The organism is Streptomyces sp. NPDC093598 (genome assembly GCF_044764825.1).
Taxonomy (GTDB): Bacteria; Actinomycetota; Actinomycetes; order Streptomycetales; family Streptomycetaceae; genus Streptomyces.
Map to the genome: position 1 here is coordinate 686,236 of NZ_JBIWIV010000003.1, position 26,906 is coordinate 713,141.

Consider the following 26,906-nt stretch of genomic DNA (forward strand, 5'->3'; position numbering starts at 1 on the left):
ACGTGAGCACCCCCGACCTTCCCCTCGCCTCCTCCGGAGGCTGCGGAGACGGCTGCGCCTGCGGCGCGGACGACGAGGCATACCTGGAGTGCGGACTGGACCCCGCACTCGCCCAGCTCCTGGCCGACGCCGGCCTCGACCCCGTCGAGGTCGAGGACATCGCCAACGTGGCCCTCCAGGAGGACCTGGCCCACGGCGTGGACGTGACGACGGTGGCGACGATCCCCGAGGACGCGGTGGCCACGGCCGACTTCACCGCCCGCGAGGCGGGCACGGTGGCCGGCCTGCGCGTCGCCGAGGCGGTCATGTCGGTGGTCTGCGAGGAGGAGCTCGAGATCGAACGCCACGCCGAGGACGGCGACCGCGTCGAAGCGGGCCAGAAGCTCCTCTCCGTCACCACCCGCACCCGCGACCTCCTCACGGCCGAGCGCAGCGCGCTGAACATCCTGTGCCGCCTGTCGGGCATCGCGACGGCCACGCGCGCGTGGGCGGACGTCCTGGACGGCACCAAGGCCAGGGTCCGCGACACCCGCAAGACCACCCCGGGCCTGCGCTCCCTGGAGAAGTACGCGGTCCGCTGCGGCGGCGGCGTCAACCACCGCATGTCCCTCTCCGACGCGGCCCTCGTCAAGGACAACCACGTGGTCGCCGCGGGCGGTGTCGCCCAGGCCTTCCAGGCGGTCCGCGAACGCTTCCCCGACGTCCCCATCGAGGTCGAGGTCGACACCCTGGACCAGCTGCGTGAGGTCCTGGACGCCGGCGCCGACCTGATCCTGCTGGACAACTTCACGCCGGGCGAGTGCGCGGAGGCCGTCGCCCTCGTCCAGGGCCGCGCCGCGCTGGAGGCCTCGGGCCGCCTCACCCTCGACAACGCCAAGGCGTACGCGGACACCGGCGTCGACTACCTGGCCGTCGGGGCCCTCACCCACTCCTCGCCGATCCTGGACATCGGCCTGGACCTGCGGCCGGCGGAGTAGGGGCGGGTACGCGTCATGCTGCTGACGATCGACGTAGGAAACACCCACACCGTCCTCGGCCTGTTCGACGGCGACGAGATCGTCGAACACTGGCGCATCTCCACGGACGCCCGCCGCACCGCCGACGAACTGGCGGTCCTGCTCCAGGGCCTGATGGGCATGCACCCGCTCCTCGGCGACGAACTGGGCGACGGCATCGACGGCATCGCCATCTGCGCGACCGTCCCCTCGGTCCTGCACGAGCTCCGCGAGGTGACGCGCCGCTACTACGGCGACGTCCCGGCGGTCCTCGTCGAACCGGGCGTCAAGACGGGCGTCCCGATCCTCATGGACAACCCCAAGGAGGTCGGCGCGGACCGCATCATCAACGCGGTCGCGGCGGTCGAGCTCTACGGCGGCCCGGCCGTGGTCGTCGACTTCGGCACGGCGACCACGTTCGACGCGGTCAGCGCGCGCGGCGAGTACGTCGGCGGGGTCATCGCCCCGGGCATCGAGATCTCCGTCGAGGCACTCGGCGTCCGCGGCGCCCAGCTCCGCAAGATCGAGGTGGCCCGGCCCCGCAGCGTCATCGGCAAGAACACGGTCGAGGCGATGCAGTCGGGCATCATCTACGGCTTCGCCGGGCAGGTCGACGGGGTCGTCAACCGGGTGGCCCGGGAGCTGGCGGAGGACCCCGACGACGTCACGGTCATCGCGACAGGGGGCCTGGCGCCGATGGTCCTGGGCGAGTCGTCGGTGATCGACGAGCACGAGCCGTGGCTGACGCTGATCGGGCTGCGGCTGGTGTACGAGCGGAACGTCTCGCGCATGTGAGCCCTGCCGGGGCCGGGGGGACGGCCGGGCCCTGTCGCGAACGCGGCGCGGCTGTGTGACGCCACGCTCGCGACAGGCCCCGAGGAGTGTCGTTCGGATCAGGCCGGTCGCCGACGGCACGCCCTAGGCGGGACGGGTGGTCCCCGGCGCCACACCCGTCCCCTATGTCGAATTTGTCTGATTAGCGCGTATCGTCGCAGCATGCCCACGCCATACGGATCCCGCGGCGGCATGGCGTTCGGCGTGGAGGAGCTGCGTGTGCTCCGCCGCGCCCTCGCCCTTGCCCTCCATCCCACCCCCGCCTCGGCCGACGACGTCCAGGACTGTCTCCGCCTCGCAGAGTCGCTCGACGAGGCGATGCGGGAGGGGGTTCGGCTGCGCGCCTTCCTCGTGGCCGACCTGGGCCGCTACCGAGCCGCCCTCCCCGGCACCGCCGCCGGCTACCTCGCACTCCTGGACGAGGCGCTGGGCGCCGGCTACCGCCCCCTCCCCGACGACCTCGCCGCCCTGCGCGCCCTGCGCGGCAACCCCACCGCAGCGGCCCTCCTGGACCGCTGCGCGGTCACCTCCCTCAGGGCCGCCGTCCCCCCGGCCGCCGTTCCGGGCTCCCGCACCCGCCTCCTGGCCCTCCCCGGAGGCCGCCGCGCCGCCGGGGACGGCCCGGGCAAGCAGCCCGAGAAGAAGCCCGTACGCAAGCCGGCGGCCCCCAAGCCCGCCCCGGCTCCGTCCCCCGGGCCCGCCCCGGGCACCCCGAAGCCCTCACGCCCGATCCCCACCCCGGGCGAGGTCTTCCCGCGCCGCAAACCGACCCCGCCACCCCCCGCGAACCCCCAGCAGCTCGCCGCGGGCTGACGTGGCTACCCTGGGTCCATGGACTACGTCTCCGCGCTCCTGCCCCCGGCCGTCATGGCCGTCTTCTTCATCGGCGTGATCCGGGTGATCGTGAAGACCCAGGGCGGCGCCAACAAGGCCAAGGAGGACGCGGCCGTGGACGCCGCCCTCGCGCGCGTGGAGGGCGCCCGCCGCCCCGCCGCGACGCCTCCGAAGGCCGACGCCTGACCTCACTCCCACGAGGGCGTACGACTCGGCGAGCCCGCAGCCGCGGCGCCCGCACTTCGGAGTCGTACGCCCTTTTTGTTCCCGTTCGCCGGTGAAGCGCACGTCCGCCACGCCATTACCGGGATCTCCCACTATTGTTCTGAGCTGTGCCTCGCCCATTGGGAGAACTCGAAGACGCGGTCATGTCGCGGGTGTGGAAGTGGAACCGCCCGGTGACCGTTCGAGAAGTCCTGGAAGATCTTCAGAAGGAGCGGTCCATCGCGTACACCACCGTGATGACCGTTTTGGACAATCTCCATCAGAAGGGCTGGGTGCGCCGCGAGGCGGAAGGCCGCGCCTATCGATATGAGGCGGTCTCCACCCGCGCCGCCTACGCGGCGGCCCTGATGAACGACGCCTGGTCGCAGAGCGACAACCCCGCCGCCGCTCTCGTCGCCTTCTTCGGCATGATGAGCGAGGAACAGCGGCAGTCTCTCAGCGACGCCGTACGCATCGTCCAGGGCCCACAAACCCGGGAACCGACCGAACCGTCGGAATCCGCAGAACCGGCCGAACGAGCGGAACCCCGGGAAGGCGGCCCGGAGAACCCCGCCTCCACTCAGGACGACGGCGGGCGATAGCGTCCCGTCATGTCCGCGAAGAGCCCCGAAGCCACCGCAAAAGCCATCACCGTCCGGCGGGCCCGCACCAGCGATGTCCCGGCCGTGCGCCGCCTCCTTGACGCCTACGTCCGCGGCGGCATCCTGCTCGACAAAGCAACGGTGACGCTTTACGAGGACATCCAGGAGTTCTGGGTCGCGGAACGGGACGACAACGCCGAGGTCGTCGGCTGCGGCGCGCTGCACGTGATGTGGGAAGACCTCGCGGAAGTCCGCACTCTCGCGGTGAAGCCCGGACTGAAGGGCGCGGGCGTCGGGCACCGTGTGCTGGAGAAGTTGCTGCAGACCGCCCGCTGGCTCGGTGTTCGCCGCGTTTTCTGTCTCACCTTCGAAGTCGACTTCTTCACCAAGCACGGCTTCGTGGAGATCGGCGAGACCCCCGTCGACACGGATGTCTACGCGGAGCTGCTGCGTTCCTATGACGAGGGCGTCGCGGAGTTCCTCGGACTCGAACGAGTGAAACCGAACACCTTGGGCAACAGCCGGATGCTTCTGCATCTGTGATCGCCGGGCGCTAGTCGGCCGCAAGAGGACCCGCACGGTTCGGCCAGGCATATTCCGCTCCGCCCGCCCCTGCCCAGGTGCCCTATGTCCGAAACGCGTACGTTTCCGGACCGAGCCCGGGCTGCCGGTCTCTGCCGGGGGTTTGTGTTTTTCCGGCAAAAGCGGTTTGCTTTCCGACGTACTGCAGTACTGCATATAACAGGGGACGGCGATACGGCGGACGCCGGCTCACCCCGGCCCTCAAGATATCGATGAAAGGAAATCCGGTGGCACAGAAGGTTCAGGTCCTTCTTGTCGACGACCTCGACGGTGGCGAGGCGGACGAGACCGTGACGTTCGCGCTGGACGGCAAGACGTACGAGATCGATCTCACCACCGCCAATGCGGACAAGCTCCGTGGCCTTCTCGAGCCTTACGTGAAGGGCGGTCGTCGTACCGGAGGCCGTGCTTCGGGCGGGCGCGGAAAGGCGCGCACCGCTGCGAGCGGCGGCAGCCAGGACACCGCGGCGATCCGCGCCTGGGCGAAGGAGAACGGCTACGAGGTCAACGACCGCGGCCGTGTTCCCGCGACCATCCGCGAGGCTTACGAGAAGGCCAACGGCTGAACGGCGGCTCTACCGGCCCTGCGCACGCAAGGCCGGCGGCTGGGCGCACGCGCGCCGCAGCCGGACCCGGTGGCACTGCGTGGCCACCGTGTTCACCAGCCGCACGAGATCGGGGGCTTCCCCACCGCCCCCCAGCGCCGACAGCGTCGGCAGCGAGGCCTCGGCCCCGCATCCCGGCTCGGGGGGCCGCAGCCACACGGCGGCCCCCTGGGAACCGACCCGGCCCGGGGGGCCGGTCGGCAACGTGTCCCTGAGCGGTGTGGCCCCCTCCTCGCGAGACACCGGGGGCGACGGCGCCTCCATGAGGCCGCCCGCCCCGATCGCCACCAGGTCCAGCGGCAGGGTCCCCCAGTCCAGCCACTCCAGCAGCCCCGGAACCTCCTCCGCGCTGCCCGCTGCCACCAGGAGCAGCATCCGGTCGCCGTGCAGGGCGACGGGAGAGCCCGCTGCCGAGTGCCGCAGCGCCGCGCGCCCGGCCTCCGCCGGCACGTCCAGGACGTCGTAGCGCACCCCCACCACCAGCCGCAGCGGATCGCCGGGCACCGTCGGCCACCCCAGTTCGTTCTCGTACCACCGCCGGACCTGACCGCTCGTGCCGGCCGGGTCGAGCGGCCGGCGGGGGAGCGGGACGAGCGGGGGCGCGGACGCGGTCACGGGGTGAGGGGCGCCGAACATGCCAAGCGCAACGGCCGGAAAGGCCTTCGAGTTACGCTGGGTGGTGTCACGAGTGCACACAGTGGCCAGATGGGGGCGTGTGGGGGGTGTGGCGAGGCGCAAGGTTGTTCGCCCGTAGCGGAGGGAACGGGGGCGCTCGGCATGGAAATCCGGTCCGGACGGGTAAGACATGCCTAGTGAGAGGGGGCGACACGCAGGAAAGGACGTCTCACGTTCGCCATCGGCGTACTGGCGAGTGGGGTATCTGCCTGGCCTGCGGGAACATCGTCTCGCACCATCGGGTTGGAGCAGATGTCGGCGTTCGGGGTCAGGAGGCAGCGTGGTTCTCGGTCCGGTGTCGGCAGTTGGAATGAGCGGTCCCCGCTTGCGGGACTAAGCTGCGGAAGGACAGGGAGGGGAAGTTCCCCCCACTGCCTGACCGCTCTGAGGAGCGATTAACGATGTTCGAGAGGTTCACCGACCGCGCGCGGCGGGTTGTCGTCCTGGCTCAGGAAGAAGCCCGGATGCTCAACCACAACTACATCGGCACTGAGCACATCCTCCTGGGCCTGATCCACGAGGGTGAAGGTGTCGCCGCCAAGGCCCTTGAGAGCCTCGGGATTTCGCTCGAGGCGGTCCGCCAGCAGGTGGAGGAGATCATCGGCCAGGGCCAGCAGGCCCCGTCCGGCCACATCCCCTTCACCCCCCGTGCCAAGAAGGTCCTGGAGCTGTCGCTCCGCGAGGCCCTTCAGCTGGGCCACAACTACATCGGCACGGAGCACATCCTGCTCGGCCTGATCCGCGAGGGCGAGGGCGTCGCCGCCCAGGTCCTCGTGAAGCTGGGCGCAGATCTGAACCGCGTGCGGCAGCAGGTCATCCAGCTGCTCTCCGGTTACCAGGGCAAGGAGACCGCCACCGCCGGCGGTCCTGCCGAGGGCACGCCCTCCACGTCCCTGGTCCTCGACCAGTTCGGCCGGAACCTCACCCAGGCCGCTCGTGAGTCCAAGCTCGACCCGGTCATCGGGCGCGAGAAGGAGATCGAGCGGGTCATGCAGGTGCTGTCCCGCCGTACGAAGAACAACCCGGTCCTGATCGGTGAGCCCGGCGTCGGCAAGACCGCCGTCGTCGAGGGCCTCGCCCAGGCCATCGTCAAGGGCGAGGTGCCCGAGACCCTCAAGGACAAGCACCTCTACACCCTCGACCTCGGCGCCCTGGTCGCCGGCTCCCGTTACCGCGGTGACTTCGAGGAGCGCCTGAAGAAGGTCCTCAAGGAGATCCGCACCCGCGGCGACATCATCCTGTTCATCGACGAGCTCCACACGCTGGTCGGTGCGGGTGCCGCCGAGGGCGCCATCGACGCCGCTTCGATCCTGAAGCCGATGCTGGCCCGCGGTGAGCTGCAGACCATCGGTGCCACCACGCTCGACGAGTACCGCAAGCACCTGGAGAAGGACGCCGCCCTCGAGCGCCGCTTCCAGCCCATCCAGGTCGCGGAGCCGTCCCTGCCGCACACGATCGAGATCCTCAAGGGTCTCCGTGACCGGTACGAGGCCCACCACCGCGTCTCCATCACCGACGAGGCGCTGGTCCAGGCCGCCACCCTGGCCGACCGGTACATCTCGGACCGCTTCCTGCCGGACAAGGCGATCGACCTGATCGACGAGGCCGGTTCCCGGATGCGCATCCGCCGGATGACCGCGCCGCCGGACCTGCGCGAGTTCGACGAGAAGATCGCCGGCGTCCGCCGCGACAAGGAGTCCGCGATCGACTCGCAGGACTTCGAGAAGGCCGCCTCCCTGCGCGACAAGGAGAAGCAGCTCCTGGCCGCCAAGGCCAAGCGGGAGAAGGAGTGGAAGGCCGGCGACATGGACGTCGTCGCCGAGGTCGACGGCGAGCTGATCGCCGAGGTCCTCGCGACCGCCACCGGCATCCCGGTCTTCAAGCTGACCGAGGAGGAGTCCTCGCGTCTGCTGCGCATGGAGGACGAGCTCCACAAGCGGGTCATCGGCCAGAACGACGCCGTCAAGGCGCTGTCGAAGGCGATCCGCCGTACGCGTGCCGGTCTGAAGGACCCGAAGCGCCCCGGTGGCTCGTTCATCTTCGCCGGCCCGTCCGGTGTCGGTAAGACCGAGCTGTCCAAGGCGCTCGCCGAGTTCCTCTTCGGCGACGAGGACGCGCTGATCTCCCTCGACATGTCGGAGTTCAGCGAGAAGCACACGGTCTCGCGGCTCTTCGGTTCGCCCCCCGGCTACGTGGGCTACGAGGAGGGCGGCCAGCTGACCGAGAAGGTCCGTCGCAAGCCGTTCTCGGTCGTCCTGTTCGACGAGGTCGAGAAGGCCCACCCGGACATCTTCAACTCGCTGCTGCAGATCCTGGAGGACGGTCGCCTGACCGACTCCCAGGGCCGGGTCGTGGACTTCAAGAACACGGTCATCATCATGACGACCAACCTCGGCACCCGGGACATCTCCAAGGGCTTCAACCTGGGCTTCGCGGCCCAGGGCGACACCAAGTCCAACTACGAGCGCATGAAGAACAAGGTCTCGGACGAGCTCAAGCAGCACTTCCGGCCCGAGTTCCTCAACCGCGTCGACGACGTGGTCGTCTTCCCGCAGCTCAGCCAGGACGACATCCTCAAGATCGTCGACCTGATGATCGACAAGGTCGACGAGCGCCTGAAGGACCGGGACATGGGCATCGAGCTCTCCCAGTCCGCCAAGGAGCTGCTGTCCAGGAAGGGTTACGACCCGGTGCTGGGTGCGCGTCCGCTGCGTCGCACCATCCAGCGCGAGATCGAGGACTCGCTGTCGGAGAAGATCCTCTTCGGCGAGCTGCGCCCCGGTCACATCGTGGTCGTGGACACGGAGGGCGAGGGCGAGACCAAGACCTTCACCTTCCGCGGCGAGGAGAAGGCGGCTCTCCCGGACGTCCCGCCGATCGAGCAGGCGGCCGGAGGCTCGGGTCCGAACCTGAGCAAGGACGCCTGAGCGTAACGACCCAGTGAGAGGGGCCGGTGCTGAACAGCACCGGCCCCTTTCCCATGCCCGGACGCGTCCTAGGACAGCTGCCCGTCGTAGTCCGGCAGCTTGAACGTCTTCTCGGCGTGGCCGCCCGACAGGTCGGTGGCGCTGTTGCCGATGTTCGCGATGATCGTGTAGCCCTTGCGCTCGATGTCGACGCGCTGGGCCGTCTTGTAGTCGGCGACGTTCTTGAAGAGGTCGATGAAGCCGCGGACGTAAAGCCCCGAGACCTGGTAGCCGGACTGCTTCAGGTTGTACTGGGTGAACGAGGCGATGATGTCCGGGCGGGCGGTCACGAAGAACAGGGCGACGCCGCGCTCCTGCGCGTATCTGGCGGCCTCCAGGACCGGCTTGTTGGCCGGCTGCGGGTAGCTGAAGCCGAAGTCGGTCTCCAGCGCCGTGTTGTCGATGTCGAAGACGATCGCCTGCTTCTCGCCCGGCTTCGTGGCCGCGATCCGCTGCTTCAGGTAGGGCAGCGCCTGGTCCATCACGGCCTGGCAGTCCTTCTGCCAGGTGCCGTAGTCGATGTCCGCGGCCGCGGCCGTGGTGGCGGCCGTGGAGGCCCGGGTGGCGGTCGTGGCGTCGGCCGGTGCGGCCATCGCCACGAGGGCCGCCGCCGAGGCGGCGGTCACTGAGGCACGGCGCAACCAGGGGCGTCGGATCTGCATGTCGTGGGGGTCCTCTCACGTCCGTGACGCTGCCAACATGTCAGGTGCATGCTTGTGCTCGAGGGTGGCGCGAGGGGAACCGTAGGGTTACCGGACGGTAGGTGCCTAGAGGCGTGCGCCACATTTCCGGAATGGCCGAAGAGGGCCTCCGGTGACATGCCGCACAGGCGATATGTCCGTTACTAGTCGGAATAGTGGTGAACGGACCGGGAGGAAAGGGATTCTTGCCCCGCAGTACAGGCGGAAGTGCACGCTAATGCCCTGATTCGTCCCGTATGGCTGCTGTGTCAAGAGACGTAGAACACTGAACCAAATTACTAACTAGCGTCGTAGATCACGCTTTTGGGAGTTTGTCGGGCTTCGGGTTACCAAGGGATGGCCATTCGGCGAGCGTCCGTGCGCCGGGTGGTTTTCTCCGTCCCCTTCCACACGAGGTTTCGATGTCCCAGCGCGTCACGTCCCGTTCTTCCCGTACGTCCCAGCTCCGCACCCGTGCGACCGTGCTGGCCGCCGGCCTTGGTGTCTCGGTCGCACTGGGAGCCGGGGTCGCGTCCGCCGCCGACACCACGGCCGCGTCCGGTGCCGCCGGTGCCGTCCAGGCGCAGGCCGCCGCCCAGGCCAAGGCCGCGAAGGTCGAGAAGGCCGCCAAGGCCGCCGCCGCGAAGAAGGCGGCCGCGAAGAAGGCCGCCGTCAAGAAGGCGGCTGCCAAGAAGGCCAAGCCCTCCTGGGTCGACCCGGTGAAGAAGTACAAGCTCTCCGCGAGCTTCGCCCAGAACGGCGGCATGTGGCAGTCCACCCACAGCGGTCAGGACTTCGCCGTGCCGAGCGGTACCCAGGTCGTCGCCACGCACGGCGGCACCGTGGTCAAGGCCGGCGGCAACGGCGCCGGTGACGGTCCCGCGTACGGCAACGCCGTCGTGATCAAGCACGGCAACGGTACGTACTCCCAGTACGCCCACCTGTCGAAGGTCACCGTGCGGGTCGGCCAGATCGTCAAGACCGGCCAGGAGATAGCCAAGTCCGGCAACACCGGCAACTCGAGCGGTCCCCACCTGCACTTCGAGATCCGCACGACCCCGAACTACGGCTCGGCGGTCGACCCGGTGAAGTTCCTGCGCGCCAAGGGCGTGAAGGTCTGACCGGAGGGGTGATCCCCCCGGCCCGCTAGGAGCCCCCGGCTCCCCGGTGGGCCTGGGTCACCAGGTCCGTGGCGACCTCGAGGACGGCTTTGTTCTTCTCCTCGGGGTCGTCTCCCATGTCCTGGAGCAGGAACATGCCGGCGTGCAGCGTGAAGATGGCGCTGGCGCAGCGGACCTGGTCGACCAGGTCCGCGTCCGGGTCGACGATGATGTCGCGCAGACTGTGGACGCGCGCCTTGAAGGAATCGCCGATCCGCAGGTCCCGTACCGTCGCCTGGTTCTCGTGCATGAACCGGAACAGCGGCGCCGCCCCGGCGAGCGTGTCGGCGTAGCGGCGGACGATCTCCTGCTTGGTCGCCAGTGTGGGCGGCTGCTGCCGGCCCCACTCGATCAGGTCCTCGATCGGCTGCGTGAGGTCCTCGAAGATGCTGACGAGGATCTCTTCCTTCGTCTTGAAGTGGTAGTAGAGCGCCGCTTTGGTGACGTCCAGGCGCTCGGCGATCTCGCGCAGGGAGGTCTTCTCGTAGCCGTGCTCCGCGAAGAGTTCGAGGGCCACGTCCTGGATGCGCCGGCGGGTGTTCCCGCGGCGCCGCTGCCTGGTGCCGTCCATGGTGCCGCCCATCCTCCTACGCCCCCCGCTTTCCATAAAACTTACTTGACGCCCGGCTAGTTCCGCGGCTAGCTTCCGAGTGTAGTCACTAGCCGGTCGGCAAGTAAGTAGCGGTAGCTGGGGGAGTGGGAAGCGATGACGGACACGACGGACACACCGGTGGCCGACGCCGTGGGGAAAAAGCCGAAGAGCGTGCGGGTCGTCCTGCTCGCGCTGATGATCGCGATGATGCTCGCGATGCTCGACAACATGATCATCGGTACGGCGATGCCGACGATCGTCGGTGAGCTGGGCGGGCTCGAGCACCTCTCCTGGGTCGTCACCGCCTACACGCTCGCCACCGCGGCCTCCACCCCGCTGTGGGGCAAGCTCGGCGACATGTACGGCCGCAAGGGCACGTTCCTGTCGTCGATCGTCCTCTTCCTGATCGGCTCCGCGCTCAGCGGCATGGCCCAGAACATGGGCGAGCTGATCGGCTTCCGTGCCGTGCAGGGCCTCGGTGCCGGCGGTCTGATGGTCGGCGTCATGGCGATCATCGGTGACCTGATCCCGCCCCGGGAGCGCGGCAAGTACCAGGGCATGATGGCCGGCGTCATGGCGCTGGCGATGATCGGCGGTCCGCTGGTCGGCGGCACCATCACCGACAACTGGGGCTGGCGCTGGGCCTTCTACATCAACCTCCCGCTCGGCGCGGTCGCGCTGGTCGCCGTCAGTGCCGTGCTGCACCTGCCGAAGAAGCGCTCCAAGGCGCGCATCGACTACCTGGGCGCCGCGCTGCTGACCGTCGGCATCACCGCGATCGTGCTCGTCACGACGTGGGGCGGGACGGAGTACGCGTGGAGTTCCGCGCGGATCATGGAGCTGATCGGCATCGGGGTCGCCGCGCTCGTCGGGTTCGTGTTCTGGCAGACCAGGGCCGCCGAGCCGGTGCTTCCGCTGCACATCTTCCGCAGCCTCAACTTCACGCTGATGTCGGTCATCGGCTTCATCACCGGCTTCGTGATGTTCGGCGCCACTCTCTTCCTGCCGCTGTACCAGCAGTCCGTGCAGGGTGCCTCCGCGACGAACTCCGGGCTGCTGCTCCTGCCGATGCTCGGCGCGATGCTCGTGACCTCGATGGTCGCCGGGCGGGTGACCACGAACACCGGCAGGTACAAGGTCTTCCCGATCGTCGGCAGCGCGCTGATGATCGTCGGGCTCTATCTGCTGTCCACGATGGACACCGGGACCTCCCGGCTGACCTCCGGTGTCTTCATGGCCGTGGTCGGGCTGGGCATGGGCTGCCTGATGCAGATCACCATGCTGGTCGCGCAGAACAGCGTGGAGATGAGGGACATGGGCGTCGCGTCCTCGTCGACCACCCTGTTCCGTACGCTCGGCTCCTCCTTCGGCGTCGCGATCATGGGCGCACTGTTCAACCACCGCGTCCAGGACGTCATGACCGAGCGGGCCGGTGCGCTGGGCTCCAAGGTGACCGAGCAGTCCGCCCAGCTCGACGCGAAGAGCCTGGAGAAGCTCCCGGTGCTGGCCCGGGAGGCGTACCAGCACGCGGTGTCCGCCGGCACGCACTCGGCGTTCCTGCTCGGGGCCGTGGTGGCGGTGGTCGCACTCGTGGCGGCCGTGTTCGTCAAGGAGGTGCCGCTGAAGGGAGCGGGACCGAAGGAGGACGGCGAGCCGGACGCCCCGGCGGCGCAGCCGCCCATGGTCGAGGCCCTCTGACCGCGCCGCACGAGGCCCCCGGGAGTGTCCCGCCCGGGGGCCTTCGTCATGCCCGGCCTCCGGGGCCCGCACCGCCCGTCGCGCCCTGGCCCGGTCGCGAGCCGGGGGCCGATGTCAGACCCCCGTGCCACCATCGGTCGCATGGACAAGACGCGCCAGGTCCGGCTCGCCAAGGACGCCATGGACCGGGACTGGGCCGATCCCGGGCTCGACCTGGACACCGTCGCCGCGCACGCCGGGTACTCGCGCTACCACTTCATCCGCGCCTTCAAGGAGGCGTACGGCGAGACCCCCGGCCAGTACCTCACGCACCGCCGCATAGAGCGGGCCGAGGACCTGCTGCGCACCGCCAACCTGTCGGTGACGGAGATCTGCCACCTGGTCGGCTTCAGCAGCGTCGGCACGTTCTCCGCCCGCTTCAAGGCCTGGACGGGCCTGACGCCCAGCGAGTACCGGACCAAGCACGTGGGCCGGGGAGCCGCCCTCATACCCGGCTGTTACGCCATGCTCTGGGCCGGCGGCTTCCGCTCCGCGCCCGGCGCCGGCAAGCAGCGCAATTCCGGAGAAGCGGGCTGACACCCCCGCTGCCTACCGTGGCAGGGCAGGCACAACCGGCCGCATCGCCAGAGCAGGAGCACGCCATGATCAAGGGTCTCGCCATCTCGACCGTCTGGGTCCTCGACCAGGACCGGGCCAAGGAGTTCTACACGGAGAAACTGGGCCTGGAGGTCCGTACGGACATGACCATGGGCGAGGGCGGTATGCGCTGGCTCACGGTCGGCTCGCCGAACCAGCCCGACGTCGAGCTGACGCTGATGGTGCCCGGCGGGCCCGCGATGGACCCCGAGTCCGCCGAGATGCTCCGCAAGCTGGTGACGAAGGGCGCGCTCGGCGCGGGCGTGCTGACCACCGACGACATCCACGGCGACTACAAGAAGCTCAAGGACCGGGGCGTGGAGTTCCTCCAGGAGCCGCAGGAGCGTCCGTACGGCACGGAGGCGCTGTTCCGCGACGACTCCGGAAACTGGTTCTCCTTCACCCAGCCCCGCGAGGGCGGCCTCGACATGGACCAGGACTGGTCCTGCTGATCCGGGCCCCCGGCTCTACGCCCCCGACCCCGGCAGCATCGGGTAGCTCCCCGTGTTCGTCGGCGCGTGTTCCGGCAGCCACAGCACGGCGACCGCGCCCTCGGCCGCCAGATGATCCGGAGTGCCGGGGGTGCGGACGTTGCGGAAGGTCAGCCGGGCGCCCAGCACCCGGGCCTGGCCGGCGGCGATGGTCAGGCCGAGTCCGTGGCCCTGCCCGGCCCGGTCCTTGCTGCCGGTGCGGAAGCGGCTCGGCCCCTCGGCGAGCAGGTCCTCGGGGAAGCCCGGGCCGTGGTCGCGCACGCGGATGACCCGGCCCTCGACGCTGACCTCGATGGGCGGCTTGCCGTGCCGGGCGGCGTTGGCCAGGAGATTGATCAGGACGCGCTCCAGGCGGCGCGGGTCGGTGGTGACCTCCGACTCGTGCACGATGCGCACCTCGATGGCCGGATCCTTGGCCGCCACCCGCCGGGCGACGAACTCGCCCAGCATGATGTCCTGAAGCTCCGCCCGTTCGGAGGCCCCGTCGAGACGGGCCACCTCCAGCACGTCCTCGACCAGCGTGCGCATGGCCTTCGCCCGGTCCAGCACCAGCTCGGTCGGGCGCCCGGGCGGCAGCAGTTCGGCGGCGGTCAGCAGCCCGGTCACCGGGGTGCGCAGCTCGTGCGCGATGTCGGCGGTGACCCGCCGTTCGGCCTCGATGCGCTGCCGCAGCGCGTCCGCCATGGCATCCACCGCGCTGGCCAGGTCGTCCGTCTCGTCCCGCACGACCCCGCCCATGGCGTCCCGCACGCGCACGTCCGTCTCGCCGCCGGCCAGCTGGTTGGCCGCGATGGCCGCCTTGCGCAGCCGCCGCGAGAGATGCCCGCCGATGAGCACCCCGAGCGCGCTGCCCCCGAGGACGACCGCGATGGACCCGATGAGCAGGGCCTGGTCGAGATCCTTGAGGATGTCCGAGCTGCGGTCGGTGAAGCCCGAGTGCAGGGACATCACCTGCCCGTTCTTCAGCGGCACGGCGGCCCATATGTCGGGCACGTCACCCGGCCGGTCGGCCACGTAGGTCGCCCGCTGGCCCGCCTCCACCCGGTCCCGCAGCGCCTGCGGCAGATCCGGGTCGTTGATCTTGGTGTTGGGGAAGTTCATCCTCCCCGACAGCTCGAAGTTGCGCTGGGCGATCATGATGCGCTCGTCGGCGAGGTCGCGCGCGTTGTCCAGCATCGAGACCCGGGCGGCGTTGTGCACGACCAGGCTCAGTGCGATCGCCACCAGTGCCCCGACCAGCGCGATGGCCGCGCTCAGCTTCCATCTGAGGCCCGTGCGGATGCCCGCGCGCTCCAGGCCCGTGGCGACCAGGCGCCGGAAGTGCCCCCTCATACCCCTGCTCAGGCCTTCAACTTGTAGCCGAAGCCACGGACCGTCTCGATCCGGTCCTGGCCGATCTTCTGCCGCAGCCGCTGCACGTGCACGTCGACGACGCGGGTGTCCCCGCCCCAGCCGTAGTCCCACACGCGCTCCAGCAGCTTGTCGCGGGAGAGCACCGTGCCCGGCGCGGAGGAGAACTCCAGCAGCAGTCGCATCTCGGTCGGGGTCAGCGCCACCGGCTGCCCGGCGCGGCGGACCTCCATGCCCTCGGTGTCGACCTCCAGGTCCCCGAAGGCCAGCACCCCGCCGCTCGCCGGGGCCGCCGGCTCCTCGCCCCGGCCGCCGCCCGCGTGCCCGAAGCGGCGCAGCACCGCGCGGATCCGGGCGACCAGGACGGCACCGTCGAACGGCTTGGTCACATAGTCGTCGGCGCCCGCCTCCAGGCCCAGCACGACGTCGATGGAGTCGGCCCGCGCCGACAGCATGATCACCGGCACGGTCGACTCGTCCCGGATGCGGCGGCACAGGCTGACACCGTCGAGGCCGGGAACCATGACGTCCAGCAGCGCGATGTCGGGGCGGTCCGCCCGGAACGCCTCCAGGCCCGACAGCCCGTCGGGCATGGCGGTGACCACGAAGCCGTCCCGTTCCAGGGCGAGCTGCGTGGCCTCGCGGATGACGTCGTCGTCCTCGACGAACAGGACGTGGGTCTGGTCTGCCATCCCGGTGCTCTCAGTCCTTCGTGATCCGTGGGGTGTGTTCTCTCTGCTGGGACGCACGGTCCGTGCGATGCGTTCACCGAGGGATCGGTCCGAGCGGCCCGATCGGTTCACGCGGCTCCGTGCCCGCGTCAGCTCGCGGGCGCCGGTGTCGCGCTGTCGCCGACGACCTTCCCGTAGTCGTTGTGCGTGCGGTACTTCTCAGCGAACCGGCCGGAGGTCCATCTGTACGTGATCACGTTCTCACCGGAGGGACTCGACACCGGGTCGCCCTTCTCGTACACCTGCTTGGTCACCACCAGGTCGCCGCGGTCGATCTCCGCGTAGACCGGCGGTTCCTCGGCCTTGAACACATTCTCGTACCTGCCGTCCTGCTCGCGATAGACGTAACTGCCCACACCTACCGCGTCACCGCAGGTCAGCACATTGACGACGACGTCGTCCGCGGAGCCTCCGGTGAGGTTGCCGTAGGAGACGTCGACCGGGTACTCGTCGGCGACGCACGGCTTCAGCTCGCGTTTCACCTCGGGCGCGACCTTCGGGTCGTCCTTGACGAGTTTGACCGCGTTCACGGTGTCCGGCGTCTTCGACGGCGCGGCGGACGGGGTGGCGGCGGCACCCGCCACCGAGTCGGCGTGGGCCGGGCCCTCGTCGCGGGCGCCGGTGCCGCCGGCACCGCACCCGGACACCAAAAGGGCGAGGGCGGTGGGCACGGCCAGTGCCGCGCTCACCGCCTGAATACTGCCCCGGGTCCGCGCAGAACCCTCGCCGGTCAGGCCGCGCACCGCTCCCGCTCCTCACGCTCCAGCGCGCGTGCGTCCAGATCGCGGGACTCCAGCTCCTCGCGGAGCCGGGCGAGCGCCCGGTGCAGCGTGCTCTTGACCGTTCCGGCCGACATGCCGAGGGCGGCGGCCGTCTCCTCCGTGGACATCTGCTCCCAGTGTCGCAGCACCACGACACTGCGCTGCTTCGGGGCGAGCACCTTCAGGACGTCCATCAGCAGCGCGCGGTCCGCGTGCTGCTCGGTGGCGTCGTCGACCGAGGCGTCCGGGAGCTGCTCGGTCGGGACCTCCTCCAGCTTCCGCGCCCGCCACCACTCCGTGCGGGTGTTGATCATCACCCGGCGCAGATAGGCGTCCGCCAGCCGCTTGTCCTCGATGGTCTCCCAGCGGCCGTACGTCCGTACCAGCGCCGTCTGGAGCAGGTCCTGCGCATCCGTCGGGTCCGGGACCAGGCGGCGGGCACTGCGCAGCAGCGCGTCCTGCCGGGTGCGGACGTACTCCTCGAACTCGAGCACCTCGCCCTGCGCCATGGTGAACCGCCTCCCGTTTCCCCGTTCGGGCCGGCTCCCCGCCGCCCGTGCACTGCCTGTCGTCTTCAGTCGTCCCGTGTCTTCCGGGAACGCATCTGAAGGTACGGAGGCGTTGTCACGGCGCTGTCCGAAGCAGCCTGCGGCCAGCGCTCGGCTGTCCGTCGGTTGTGTAACGGAAGCCGCAACGGGGTAGAGCGGTGGGCGTGTTGGGGTCGGTTCCGGGTGATTTGTCCACCCCGAGCTCCGTTACGGCCGGCGATCCGCGGCTGTGACCTGTCTGTACGTCAGGTCAGCGGCAGCCGGTACGCACCGCCCGCCAGCGGCTCCACCAGACCGTCGGCGACGAGACCGTCCAGGGCGCGGGCACGCTGCACCGGCTCGTGCCACACCCGGTCCAGGGCCGCCTGCGGAACGGGCCCGTGGGCCTCCCGCAACACGGCGAGCAGCCGCCCGCGCACCTGCCGGTCGGTGCCCGCGTAGGTCTGACCGCGGCGCGGCGGCCCGTCGTGCGCCGGCTTGCCCGCCAGCCGCCACGCGCACTGCGCGGCGATCGGGCAGCGGTGGCAGGACTCGCTCTTCGCCGTGCACACCAGCGCCCCCAGCTCCATGGAGGCGGCGGCCCAGCGGGCGGCGGTCGGCTCGTCCTCGGGCAGCAGCGCGCGGGCCAGCTTCCGCTCGGCGGCGGTGGTGGCGTTCGGCGGGTACTGCACGCCGGTGACCGCGCGGGCGAAGACACGGCGCACGTTGGTGTCCAGCACCGGGTGCCGCTGCCCGTAGGCGAAGGAGGCGACGGCGGCGGCCGTGTACTCGCCGATGCCGGGCAGCGCCAGCAGCTGCGCGTGATCGGCCGGTACGTCACCGCCGTGCCGTTCCGTTATGGCGACGGCGGCGCCGTGCAGCCGCAGCGCGCGGCGCGGATAGCCGAGCCGGCCCCAGGCACGGACGGCCTCGCCGGGTGCCTCCTTGGCGAGGTCGGCGGGGCGCGGCCAGCGCTCCAGCCACTGCTCGTAGACCGGCAGGACGCGGCTCACCGGCGTCTGCTGAAGCATGAACTCACTGACCATCACCCCCCACGCCCCGGCCTCGGGGCGCCGCCACGGCAGGTCACGGGCGTGTTCGCCGAACCAGTCGATGACGGGGGAGTGCAGGTTCTCTCCGGAGGGCGGGCCGGAGGGGGTGTCGGCGGGGGCGGCGGTGGGGTGCGGGGGCTTCGTGGGAGCAGTCATGGCGTATCGATGGTGCCACGCAGAACCGTCGATTCGGGCACACCGCCACCCCCGGAGGGCCATCGGTACCTGACGATCGACAGCAGTGCGGGCGGGCCGGGCGCTTGTAGCGTCAGGCGCATGCAACGTCGTGGCCCGGCCTCTCTCGCCCGTGGCGCCCTCCTCTGGGCCGCCTTCGCCGTCCCGGCGCTCACGGCGGACCGGGTGGGGCTGAACGAGCCGCGGCCGGGCTGGCAGCAGGCGGCCGGCGTGGTCGTGCTGGCCGTGGCGGCCGCCCTCGCCCGGCGGGTGCCGCTCGCGTCCTTCGGGCTGGCCGCCGCCCTGAGTCTGGCCGCCGCGCCCTCCCTGTTCACCGTCTCCTACGGCCCCGCTCTCGGCGTGTGCGCGCTGCTGCTCGGGCTGCGGGCGGGCCGGGCGCGCCCCGCGGTGGCGTGCTTCGCGGCCGTCGGCTGCGCGGGCACCGCCCGGATCGTGTTGACCGGGGTCGACCCGGCCCCCGAGTGGCTCGTCATGACGGGCACGCTGCTCTTCGGCTGTGTCTTTCCCTGGCTCGGCGGGCGCTACTGGCGGCAGAGCCGCGCGCTGGCCGAGGCGGGATGGCTGCGCGCCGCCCGGCTGGAGGACGAGGCCCGCTTCGCCGAGGAGCGCGCCCGGCTGCGCGAGCGGGCCCGGATCGCCCAGGACATGCACGACTCCCTCGGACACGAGCTGAGCCTCATCGCCCTGCGCGCGGGCGCCCTCCAGGTCGCACCAGGCCTCGGCGACGAGCACCGCGCCGCGGCGGCCGACCTGCGCGCGGCCGCCGCCGACGCCACGGACCGGCTGCACCGCATCATCGGCGTCCTGCGCGAGGACGACGACGAGCCGGTGCCGTTGGCCCCGGCGGGCGAGACCCTGGAGCAACTGGTGGCCCGCGCCGCCGAGTCGGGCCTCCCGGTGCGCTGGGAGCCCGCCGGGCGGGACCCGGCCGCGGAGCCCGGCGGGGTCGCCGAGCGGCTGCTGCACCGCGTGGTCCGGGAGGCGCTGACCAACGCGGCACGGCACGCGCCGGGCGCCCCCGTGGTCGTGGCGGTCACGGGGCGGGCCGCGGGCACCTCCGTCACCGTCACCAACGGCCGGGCGACCCAGGACGGTTCCCCGCCCTCCGGAGGCGGTTCGGGCCTGCTCGGGCTGCGGGCCGCGGTGACCTCGGTGGGCGGGGAGCTCGAGGCCGGCCCGCACGGGGAGGGCTTCCGGGTGCGGGCGTACGTCCCCGGGCAGCAGCCCGCGCTCGCCCCGGCGCGCCCCGCCCGGGCGCCGTTCACCCACGCCCGTCGCCGGGTCGCCGTCGCCCTCGGCACCGCGGCGGGCGTGGGTGTGGTGCTCGTCGGCGCGGCGTTCGGCTGGTACGCGTACGCCGAGACGCACTCGGTGCTCGACCCCGCCGCCTACGCGCGACTGCGCCTGGGCGCCCCCGCCGCGGAGGTCGAGCGCGTGCTGCCCGAGCGTGATGTGAACGACCCGCCCCATGAACGGGCCCCCGCCCCGCCCGGGGAAGCCGACTGCCGCTACTACCGCGCCAGCGGTGAACTCTTCGTCTCCGTCGACCACTTCAGGCTGTGCTTCGACGCCGGACGGCTGGTCGCCAAGGACGTGGTCCCCGGCGTCGGCCTGTCCGGCGAAGGCCGGGAAGAGAACGAGGAGTTCGCACGATGAGCACAAGGAACGCGAGCAGGACGCCGATCCGTGTGCTGCTGGCCGACGACGAGGCGATGGTCCGGGCCGGCGTGCGCGCCATCCTCGGCAGCAGCGGCGAGACGGAGGTCGTCGCCGAGGCGGACGACGGCCGCGAGGCGGTCGAGCTGGCCCGTGCCCACCGCCCGGACGTGGCCCTGCTCGACATCCGCATGCCGCGTCTGGACGGGCTCGCCGCGGCGGAGCAGATCGTACGGACCGTGCCCGGCACGGCCGTCGCGATGCTCACCACCTTCTCCGAGGACGCCTACGTGACCCGCGCTCTCGGCGGCGGTGCCACCGGCTTCCTGCTGAAGTCCGGGGATCCGTACGAACTCATCGCCGGCGTACGGGCGGTGGCCGCCGGCGCCGCGTTCCTCTCACCGAAAGTGGCCCGGTACGTCATCGACGAAGGCCTCGGCGGCGGCCGCCTCACCCGCGAGGCCCAGGCACGCGCGCGAGTGGCGGTCCTGAGCCCCCGCGAACGCGAGGTGCTCGGCCTGGTCGGCGCGGGACTGTCCAACCCGGAGATCGCCGCCAGGCTGCATCTGGTCGAGGGCACCGTGAAGGCGTACGTGAGCGCGGTCCTGGACCGGCTGGGCGTACGCAACCGGGTGCAGGCGGCGATCGTCGCGTACGAGGCGGGGCTCGTGGAGCCGTGACGGCCGGGGCACGGCGGCGCCCGTGCATCGCGGACGAGCGCTGCGCGCGGCGGTGCGCCGCCCGTCCCGGCTCACCGGCGCGCGGCCGTCTCGTACGACGGGACGGGCGCCGGGCCCGGCCCCATTACCCACCGCACGGCAGGGGCCGACGAGGTGCGCAGCGCCCCGGCCAGCCGCGTCATCGGGCCCGCACCCAGCCGTACGGCTGCGAGGGCGACGAGTGTGCCGAGCGCCAACCCGGCGACGACGTCGTGCGGATAGTGCACGCCGACGAAGACCCGGGAGAAGGCCATCAGCAGAGCGAGCGGGGCCGTCAGCCACAGCAGCGTGCGCCGGACCAGGGCCAGGGCGACCGCCGAGGCGCCCGCGATCGTGGCGTGGTTGGACGGGAAGGACCAGTCGCCGTGCGGCGGGCACGCGGCCAATGACACGGCCGCGTCGGCCACCGCCCGGCACGGACGCTCCTCCGTGACAGCGGACTTGAGCACCTCACTGCACCCATACGCCACAGCCGTGGCCAGAGGTGCAAGGGCCGCTGTCGCGAACGCGTGGGGGCTGTCGCGGCGGGCACGCCACCAGGCCGTCGCGAACAGCCAGGCGAACACGAGCAGTCCGGCCTCCGTCCATGTCCCGGCGCCGTGCTGTACCCACATCGGGGTGTCGTGGGCGAAGTCGGTGATGTCTCGGTAGAGCGTGCTGTCCTCGGAGTTCATGGTCACGGACGGTAGGCGGAGGGCCGATACCGTCACACCCCGCGATCGTCGCGTGCCGTACCTGACGAAAGACAGGGGTGTGGCCGGGATTCCAGAATGATGATCCGGAAAAGTTGTGGCCTCGAGCGGCGGGTGGGACAGGCGAACGCGCCGATCTCTCGTAAGGTTTGCGCCGTGGGATCTCTGCGCAATCCGGTCGGGCCGCTTCCCTCCTCCATCTACTGGCGTCGGAGGGTCGTACTGGTGTCTGTGGTCGCCCTGTTGGCGCTGCTGACCACCTGGATCGTGACCATGGGCGGCGGAGGCGGCAAGGACGGCGACAACGGCGCCAACGGCAAGAATCCCGCGCCCTCCATCACGCCCGGCCCGTCGAGTTCGGGCCCGGCCATCAGCCAAGCCCCCGGTGGACGCGGCGAGTCGGACGGCGGCGGTTCCGGCGGCTCGTCGTCGGGGTCCGGTGACGGCTCGGGTGACGGGTCAGGAGACGGTTCCGGCTCGGGCTCGGGTTCCGGCGGCGGTTCCGGCTCGGGTGGATCCGAGGGCTCGGGCGGCTCCGGCGGCTCGGGGGGTGGCACCACCGCGGGCGGTGTCGGCGCGGGCGACACACTGCCGGCCGGGTCCACCCTGCCCAACTGCACCGCGAGCGCGGTCAAGTTCAGCCTGCGCAGCCGGCACAACACCTACGACCCCGAGCAGACGCCCACGTTCCTGCTGACCGCGCGGAACATCTCCGGCAGCGACTGCAAGATCGATCTCGGGCCGAAGAACGCGGTGTTCACCATCGCCCCGGCGGACAGCGACGACGACTACTGGTCCTCGAAGGACTGCCCCAGGACCGCCGCGCACCAGCTGTACCGGGTCGCCGCCGGCAGCGGCATCACCTACACGGTGAAGTGGGACCGCAAGCCGAGCGCCCCCGAGTGCGCCACACCTCCGGCGGGTTCGGCCGGGGCGGGCACGTACCTGGTGCAAGCCAAGGCTCCGGGCTTCGCGAAGGTGCAGACGTCGTTCGTGCTCTCGGCCGACTAGGGCAGCGGCGGCGGAGGCAGAGGCAGCGGCGGAGACGGAGGCAGAGGGCTCAAGCGCCCGAGGGCGGTACCCCTTGCCGGGTACCGCCCTCAGCCGTTCCAGCCAGGTGTCCTGCGCGTCAGACGTACCGCTCCAGGATCGACGACTCCGCCAGCCGCGAGAGCCCCTCGCGGACGCTGCGCGCCCGGGCCTCGCCCACGCCGTCCACCGTCTGCAGGTCGTCGACGCTCGCGGCGAGCAGCTTCTGCAGCCCGCCGAAGTGCTCGACCAGGCGGTCGATGATCGCGCCGGGGAGCCGGGGCACCTTGGCGAGGAGGCGGAAGCCGCGTGGCGAGACCGCCGAGTCCAGCGTCTCGGGCGCGCCGGTGTAGCCCAACGCCCGTGCCACCGTGGACATTTCGAGCAGCTCGGCGTGGCTGAGGGCGTCGAGTTCGGCGAGGGCCTCGTCGACCGTGCGGGAGCGCTTGGCCGTGGGCTCGGGGACGTAGTCCCGCACGACCAGCTCGCGCTCGGGCTCCACGCCCGCGATCAGCTCGTCGAGCTGGAGGGCCAGCAGCCGGCCGTCCGTGCCCAGCTCCACCACGTACTCGGCGATCTCCGTGGCGATGCGGCGCACCATCTCCAGGCGCTGGGCGACCGCCGAGACGTCCCGGACGGTCACCAGGTCCTCGATCTCCAGCGCCGACAGCGTGCCCGCGACCTCGTCGAGCCGGAGCTTGTAGCGCTCCAGGGTGGCGAGCGCCTGGTTGGCCCGGGACAGGATCGCGGCCGAGTCCTCCAGGACGCGGCGCTGGCCGTCGACGTACAGGGCGATCAGCCGCATCGACTGGGAGACCGAGACCACCGGGAAGCCGACCTGCTTGCTGACGCGGTCCGCGGTGCGGTGCCGGGTGCCGGTCTCCTCCGTCGGGATCGTCGGGTCCGGCACCAGCTGCACGCCCGCGCGCAGGATCTTCGACAGGTCCGACGACAGCACGATGCCCCCGTCCAGCTTGCACAGCTCGCGCAGACGCGTCGCGGTGAACTCGACGTCCAGTACGAAACCGCCGCTGCACAGCGCCTCGACCGTCTTGTCGGAGCCGAGCACGATGAGCCCGCCGGTGTTGCCGCGAAGCACGCGCTCGAGGCCGTCACGCAGCGCGGTGCCGGGTGCCACGGCGCTCAGGGAGGCGCGCATCAGGCCATCGGTACCGGCGCTCCCGCCGGATTTTCCGGGAGCTGATGCCCGGTCGTTGGCTGCCACTGCACTCCTCCGGTCGCAGGTTCTGGGCGCCCCCGTGTCGCGCGCTCGGTTCGCACGGACGGGCGAGACCAGGGCAAAGTCTACCGGCGACCCTCCTCGTCCCGGGGGGCCTCTCTGCGACGGGAGCGGGGAAGGACCCGCAGGGCGTCCCCTATGTCCGCGACTTCCAGGACCTTCATGCCCGCCGGGACCTTGCCCGGATCGCCCGGCACCAGGGCATGTGTGAAGCCCAGACGGTGGGCTTCCGCCAGCCTGCGCTGCACTCCGGTGACCCGTCTCACCTCGCCCGCGAGGCCCACTTCGCCGATCGCGACGAGGTTCTTCGGGAGAGGTGTGTCACTCGCCGCGCTCGCCAGGGCGAGGGCGACGGCCAGGTCCGCGGCCGGCTCGGAGAGCTTCACACCGCCGACCGTCGCGGAGTAGATGTCCCTTTTGCCCAAGGCGCTGATCCGCCCGCGCTGTTCCAGCACCGCGAGCATCATCGAGACGCGGGAGGTCTCCAGGCCCGAGGTGGTGCGGCGCGGGGAGGGGATCTGCGAGTCGACCGTGAGCGCCTGGACCTCGGCGACCAGGGGGCGGCGGCCCTCCAGGGTGACGGTGAGGCAGGTGCCCGGGACCGGCTCGGCCCGGCGGGTCAGGAAGAGCCCGCTCGGGTCGGCCAGGCCCGTGATGCCCTCGTCGTGCAGCTCGAAGCAGCCGACCTCGTCGGTGGTGCCGTAGCGGTTCTTGACGCCGCGCACGAGACGCAGGCGGGCGTGCCGGTCGCCCTCGAAGCTCAGGACGACGTCCACGAGGTGCTCCAGCAGGCGCGGACCGGCGATCGCGCCGTCCTTGGTGACGTGGCCCACCAGCAGGGTGGACATGCCGCGTTCCTTGGACGCCCGGATGAGGGCTCCGGCGACCTCCCGCACCTGGGCCATGCCGCCGGGCGCGCCGTCGATCTCGGGGGAGGCCACCGTCTGCACCGAGTCCATGATCAGCAGGGACGGCTTCACCGCGTCCAAGTGGCCCAGCACCGCCGCCAGATCCGTCTCCGCCGCCAGGTACAGGTGGTCGTCGATGGCGCCGATGCGGTCGGCGCGCAGCCGGACCTGGCTCGCCGACTCCTCACCCGTGACGTACAGCGTGCGGTGCTCGTCGCTCGCGGACTTGGCCGCCACGTCGAGCAGGAGCGTCGACTTGCCGACGCCCGGTTCGCCCGCGACCAGCACCACCGCGCCGGGGACCAGTCCGCCGCCGAGCACGCGGTCCAGCTCGGGCACGCCGGTGGGGCGGGCGGTGGCCTGGCGGCCGTCCACCTGGCCGATGGGCAGGGCGGAGGTGGTGACCCGGCCCGGAGCCGTCGTACGCACCGCGGGCGCGCCGTACTCCTCGACCGTCCCCCAGGCCTGGCACTCGGGGCAGCGGCCGAGCCACTTCGCCGTCTGCCAGCCGCACTCCGTGCAGCGGTAGGACGGGCGGTCCTTGGTGGTCTTCGTACGGGCAGCCATGGACGAAACCGTAGCCGCCGGCACTGACATCGCGGCGACCGGCCGACGGCGGCCACCTGTGCGCCACGGGTCCGCCACCCCGCGCCAGCGGCGGAACCACCGGTTCATGTCCCCGATTGAGGGATCGTTTCACCCGTACGGATTAAATGTGCTCAAGCCGCCGGAAGGTGCCACTCCCGGCCCCCTACGGTCGCCGAATGATGAGCGGTACTCCGGAGATCTCGACCCGCACGACCCGCACGGCCGGGGCACACCGGGCGCACCGGGAAGCGCGTGACCGCGGGGCTGCGCGCACGCTGGCGCAGCGGCCGCCGGCACGCTACGAGCCCTACCTGGACGGCCTGTTCACCTACTGCCTGTCCGTGCTGTGCGACCACGACGCCGCGACCGCCGCCCTGGGCGACGTCCTCGCACTCGCCGAACGCCGCGGCCGGCACGTCCCCGGGGCGTCCGCGGACCGCAGGGCCTGGCTGTACGCGCTGGCCCGCTGGGCGTGCCTGCGCAAGCTGGCCGAGGCCAAGCAGAAACGTACGAGCAGCCACGCCGCGGGCCGCACCGGCCGGCAGCGCGCCGACCGCCCGGCCGCCCCCGTCCCCTCCGAGGAGGTCCAGGAGCGGCGCCGTGGCGAACTGGCCCTGCTCGCCTGGCCGGAGGCCGCCGGCACCACCCCGGAGCAGCGGGAGGCGCTCGAACTGGCCGTGCGCCACCACCTCGCCGCCCACGAGGTCGCCGCGGTCCTCGGCATGGACCCGGCCGCCGCCCGCGATCTGCTGGCCTCCGCGGCCTGCGAGGTGGAACGCACGCGTGCGGCCCTCGCCGTGGTCGAGACCGGGGCGTGCCCGAGCGTCGCGCACCTCGTCGGCGACGACCGGCTCGTCCTCGGCACGGCCCTGCGCCGCGAACTCGTCCGGCACGTCGACGACTGCCCGCGCTGCCGCCGCACCGCCGAGCGCGCCATCCCCGGCCGCTGGCCCGGCACCAGCGTCACGCCCGCGGAACTGCCCGTCCTGCCGGCGCCCCGTGCGGCCCTGCACGTCGCCATGGCCCACCACCCGCGCACGCGGAACGCCGTGCCCCGCTTCGACCGGCGCGGCTTTCCGATGGACCCCAAGGACCACGCCGCCCGCAGGGACCGTCTCCGCGCGCGTGCCGTCACCACGACCGTCGTCGCCACCGTCGTGGCCGCCCCCGTGCTCGCCCTGTGGGCGGCCTACCGGGGCACCCCGGTCGGCGAGGGCCATGACGGCCGCTCGGCCTCCGCGCGCGAGGCGGACGACCCGTTCGGCCTGGACGGCGAGATGGCCGGCGGTGGCTACGAGAACACCGGCAACGCGAGCACCCGGCCCGGCCCCCGCTTCGGCGAGGACGGCAAGGCCGACGTCTCCGTGGAGGTCATCGGCGTCGCCGGCGCCGGCCGCACGACCGCCCTGGAGGTCACGGCGGACAACAGCGGCGACACCACCCTCGTCACCCTGACCGCCACCGGCTCGGCCCCGGTCCGCTGGTCCGCCTCCACGGGAGCCCACTGGCTCTACCTCAGCCAGTCGTCGGGAACGCTCAGGCCCGGCGAGTCGTTGACGATCAAGGTGTACGTCGACCACCTGCGGGAGCCCGCCGGCCCCTGGCACGCGCAGGTGGCGGTCGCACCCGTAGGTGCCGTCGTCCACATCGAGGGCTACGGCACCGCGCCCAGCCCCTCCGCCCCCGGCCCGGCCCCCCGGCCCGGCGGCCCGAGCGACCCGGACCCGACCCCGCCCGACCCGACGCCCACGACCTCCGCACCGGACCCGGACCCGACGCCGACCACCCCGCCCCCGTCACCCGACCCGGACCCCACCCCCACGGATTCGGGCCCGGCCGACCCGACGGACTCGACGCCACCGCCGTCGGACAGCGGCGACCCGAGTCCGGCCATGCCGTAACCG

General features: G+C 71.5%; 27 protein-coding genes. 16 read left to right on the forward strand and 11 right to left on the reverse strand.

What is annotated here, in order from left to right; translation table 11 throughout:
- Nucleotides 1-2: 2 nt before the first annotated feature.
- The 7 genes from nadC (at nt 3) to ACIRDU_RS14995 (ending at nt 4,617) form a co-directional block, all read left to right on the forward strand.
- Nucleotides 3-977 carry a carboxylating nicotinate-nucleotide diphosphorylase gene (gene nadC / locus ACIRDU_RS14965; protein WP_403578871.1) on the forward strand — a complete coding sequence of 325 codons (975 nt, stop codon included), beginning with the start codon at nt 3-5 and terminating at the stop codon, nt 975-977.
- A gap of 15 nt (nt 978-992) precedes the next feature.
- Nucleotides 993-1,790, forward strand: coding sequence for a type III pantothenate kinase (locus tag ACIRDU_RS14970; protein ID WP_403578874.1), 798 nt, complete (start codon nt 993-995; stop codon nt 1,788-1,790).
- A gap of 231 nt (nt 1,791-2,021) precedes the next feature.
- On the forward strand, nt 2,022-2,642 hold the full coding sequence (locus tag ACIRDU_RS14975) for a hypothetical protein (RefSeq protein WP_403579020.1): 621 nt from the start codon (nt 2,022-2,024) through the stop codon (nt 2,640-2,642).
- Between the two features lie 18 nt (nt 2,643-2,660).
- On the forward strand, nt 2,661-2,849 hold the full coding sequence (locus ACIRDU_RS14980) for a hypothetical protein (RefSeq protein WP_403578877.1): 189 nt from the start codon (nt 2,661-2,663) through the stop codon (nt 2,847-2,849).
- Between the two features lie 182 nt (nt 2,850-3,031).
- A complete protein-coding gene (locus ACIRDU_RS14985; RefSeq protein ID WP_403579023.1) occupies nt 3,032-3,469 on the forward strand; it encodes a BlaI/MecI/CopY family transcriptional regulator in 438 nt (145 codons plus the stop codon).
- A 9-nt stretch (nt 3,470-3,478) separates the two neighbouring features.
- Nucleotides 3,479-4,012, forward strand: coding sequence for an amino-acid N-acetyltransferase (locus ACIRDU_RS14990; protein WP_361297564.1), 534 nt, complete (start codon nt 3,479-3,481; stop codon nt 4,010-4,012).
- 266 nt (nt 4,013-4,278) lie between these two features.
- The gene (locus ACIRDU_RS14995; protein ID WP_403578880.1) at nt 4,279-4,617 is read left to right on the forward strand and encodes an Lsr2 family protein; all 339 of its coding nucleotides are present in this window, start codon (nt 4,279-4,281) and stop codon (nt 4,615-4,617) included.
- Nucleotides 4,618-4,626: 9 nt separating this feature from the next.
- Here ACIRDU_RS14995 and ACIRDU_RS15000 read toward each other — a convergent pair whose 3' ends face one another.
- Entirely contained in the window at nt 4,627-5,292 is a 666-nt protein-coding gene (locus ACIRDU_RS15000) for an SCO3374 family protein (RefSeq protein WP_403578883.1), read from the reverse strand.
- A 440-nt stretch (nt 5,293-5,732) separates the two neighbouring features.
- Here ACIRDU_RS15000 and ACIRDU_RS15005 point away from each other — a divergent pair, with 440 nt between their 5' ends.
- Nucleotides 5,733-8,258, forward strand: coding sequence for an ATP-dependent Clp protease ATP-binding subunit (locus tag ACIRDU_RS15005; protein WP_403578886.1), 2,526 nt, complete (start codon nt 5,733-5,735; stop codon nt 8,256-8,258).
- A 68-nt stretch (nt 8,259-8,326) separates the two neighbouring features.
- On the opposite strand, the gene ACIRDU_RS15010 is transcribed toward ACIRDU_RS15005, so the two are convergent.
- Nucleotides 8,327-8,959, reverse strand: coding sequence for an HAD family acid phosphatase (locus tag ACIRDU_RS15010; RefSeq protein ID WP_403578889.1), 633 nt, complete (start codon nt 8,957-8,959; stop codon nt 8,327-8,329).
- A 440-nt stretch (nt 8,960-9,399) separates the two neighbouring features.
- Between ACIRDU_RS15010 and ACIRDU_RS15015 the strand changes: the two genes are divergently transcribed.
- Nucleotides 9,400-10,098 (forward strand): M23 family metallopeptidase, encoded by a 699-nt coding sequence (locus ACIRDU_RS15015; RefSeq protein ID WP_403578892.1) that lies wholly within the window; start codon nt 9,400-9,402, stop codon nt 10,096-10,098.
- A gap of 25 nt (nt 10,099-10,123) precedes the next feature.
- On the opposite strand, the gene ACIRDU_RS15020 is transcribed toward ACIRDU_RS15015, so the two are convergent.
- A complete protein-coding gene (locus ACIRDU_RS15020; RefSeq protein WP_403578894.1) occupies nt 10,124-10,720 on the reverse strand; it encodes a TetR/AcrR family transcriptional regulator in 597 nt (198 codons plus the stop codon).
- Nucleotides 10,721-10,843: 123 nt separating this feature from the next.
- Between ACIRDU_RS15020 and ACIRDU_RS15025 the strand changes: the two genes are divergently transcribed.
- From ACIRDU_RS15025 to ACIRDU_RS15035, 3 genes are all read left to right on the forward strand, one after another.
- Nucleotides 10,844-12,427, forward strand: coding sequence for an MDR family MFS transporter (locus ACIRDU_RS15025; protein WP_403578897.1), 1,584 nt, complete (start codon nt 10,844-10,846; stop codon nt 12,425-12,427).
- 141 nt (nt 12,428-12,568) lie between these two features.
- Nucleotides 12,569-13,003: a helix-turn-helix transcriptional regulator gene (locus tag ACIRDU_RS15030; RefSeq protein WP_403578899.1), complete on the forward strand. Its 435-nt coding sequence runs from the start codon at nt 12,569-12,571 to the stop codon at nt 13,001-13,003.
- Between the two features lie 65 nt (nt 13,004-13,068).
- Entirely contained in the window at nt 13,069-13,515 is a 447-nt protein-coding gene (locus ACIRDU_RS15035) for a VOC family protein (RefSeq protein WP_403578902.1), read from the forward strand.
- 15 nt (nt 13,516-13,530) lie between these two features.
- Here the strand turns inward: ACIRDU_RS15035 and cseC are convergent, their stop codons facing one another.
- The 5 genes from cseC to ACIRDU_RS15060 form a co-directional block, all read right to left on the reverse strand.
- Nucleotides 13,531-14,886, reverse strand: coding sequence for a two-component system sensor histidine kinase CseC (gene cseC, locus ACIRDU_RS15040; protein WP_403578904.1), 1,356 nt, complete (start codon nt 14,884-14,886; stop codon nt 13,531-13,533).
- Nucleotides 14,887-14,894: 8 nt separating this feature from the next.
- Nucleotides 14,895-15,596, reverse strand: a complete 702-nt coding sequence (gene cseB / locus ACIRDU_RS15045; protein ID WP_107460307.1) for a two-component system response regulator CseB — start codon at nt 15,594-15,596, stop codon at nt 14,895-14,897.
- A gap of 128 nt (nt 15,597-15,724) precedes the next feature.
- Nucleotides 15,725-16,378 (reverse strand): hypothetical protein, encoded by a 654-nt coding sequence (locus tag ACIRDU_RS15050; RefSeq protein WP_403578907.1) that lies wholly within the window; start codon nt 16,376-16,378, stop codon nt 15,725-15,727.
- The gene (locus tag ACIRDU_RS15055) at nt 16,366-16,905 is read right to left on the reverse strand and encodes a SigE family RNA polymerase sigma factor (RefSeq protein ID WP_053673910.1); all 540 of its coding nucleotides are present in this window, start codon (nt 16,903-16,905) and stop codon (nt 16,366-16,368) included. The genes ACIRDU_RS15050 and ACIRDU_RS15055 overlap by 13 nt, the downstream gene beginning before the upstream one ends.
- Nucleotides 16,906-17,189: 284 nt before the next feature.
- Nucleotides 17,190-18,131, reverse strand: a complete 942-nt coding sequence (locus ACIRDU_RS15060) for an A/G-specific adenine glycosylase (RefSeq protein ID WP_403578910.1) — start codon at nt 18,129-18,131, stop codon at nt 17,190-17,192.
- A 120-nt stretch (nt 18,132-18,251) separates the two neighbouring features.
- Here ACIRDU_RS15060 and ACIRDU_RS15065 point away from each other — a divergent pair, with 120 nt between their 5' ends.
- Both ACIRDU_RS15065 and ACIRDU_RS15070 read left to right on the forward strand, forming a co-directional pair.
- The gene (locus ACIRDU_RS15065) at nt 18,252-19,826 is read left to right on the forward strand and encodes a sensor histidine kinase (protein WP_403578913.1); all 1,575 of its coding nucleotides are present in this window, start codon (nt 18,252-18,254) and stop codon (nt 19,824-19,826) included.
- Nucleotides 19,823-20,506, forward strand: a complete 684-nt coding sequence (locus ACIRDU_RS15070; protein ID WP_403578916.1) for a response regulator — start codon at nt 19,823-19,825, stop codon at nt 20,504-20,506. The genes ACIRDU_RS15065 and ACIRDU_RS15070 overlap by 4 nt, the downstream gene beginning before the upstream one ends.
- A 71-nt stretch (nt 20,507-20,577) precedes the next feature.
- Here the strand turns inward: ACIRDU_RS15070 and ACIRDU_RS15075 are convergent, their stop codons facing one another.
- Nucleotides 20,578-21,219, reverse strand: coding sequence for a phosphatase PAP2 family protein (locus ACIRDU_RS15075; protein ID WP_403578919.1), 642 nt, complete (start codon nt 21,217-21,219; stop codon nt 20,578-20,580).
- Between the two features lie 174 nt (nt 21,220-21,393).
- On the opposite strand from ACIRDU_RS15075, the gene ACIRDU_RS15080 reads away from it, so the two are divergent.
- Complete coding sequence (locus ACIRDU_RS15080) at nt 21,394-22,248, forward strand: hypothetical protein (RefSeq protein ID WP_403578921.1); 855 nt, start codon at nt 21,394-21,396, stop codon at nt 22,246-22,248.
- A 118-nt stretch (nt 22,249-22,366) separates the two neighbouring features.
- Here the strand turns inward: ACIRDU_RS15080 and disA are convergent, their stop codons facing one another.
- On the reverse strand, nt 22,367-23,491 hold the full coding sequence (gene disA / locus ACIRDU_RS15085) for a DNA integrity scanning diadenylate cyclase DisA (RefSeq protein WP_361949538.1): 1,125 nt from the start codon (nt 23,489-23,491) through the stop codon (nt 22,367-22,369).
- A gap of 80 nt (nt 23,492-23,571) precedes the next feature.
- A complete protein-coding gene (gene radA / locus ACIRDU_RS15090; protein WP_107460301.1) occupies nt 23,572-24,981 on the reverse strand; it encodes a DNA repair protein RadA in 1,410 nt (469 codons plus the stop codon).
- Nucleotides 24,982-25,178: 197 nt separating this feature from the next.
- Between radA and ACIRDU_RS15095 the strand changes: the two genes are divergently transcribed.
- Complete coding sequence (locus ACIRDU_RS15095; protein ID WP_403578925.1) at nt 25,179-26,903, forward strand: hypothetical protein; 1,725 nt, start codon at nt 25,179-25,181, stop codon at nt 26,901-26,903.
- Nucleotides 26,904-26,906 lie beyond the last annotated feature (3 nt).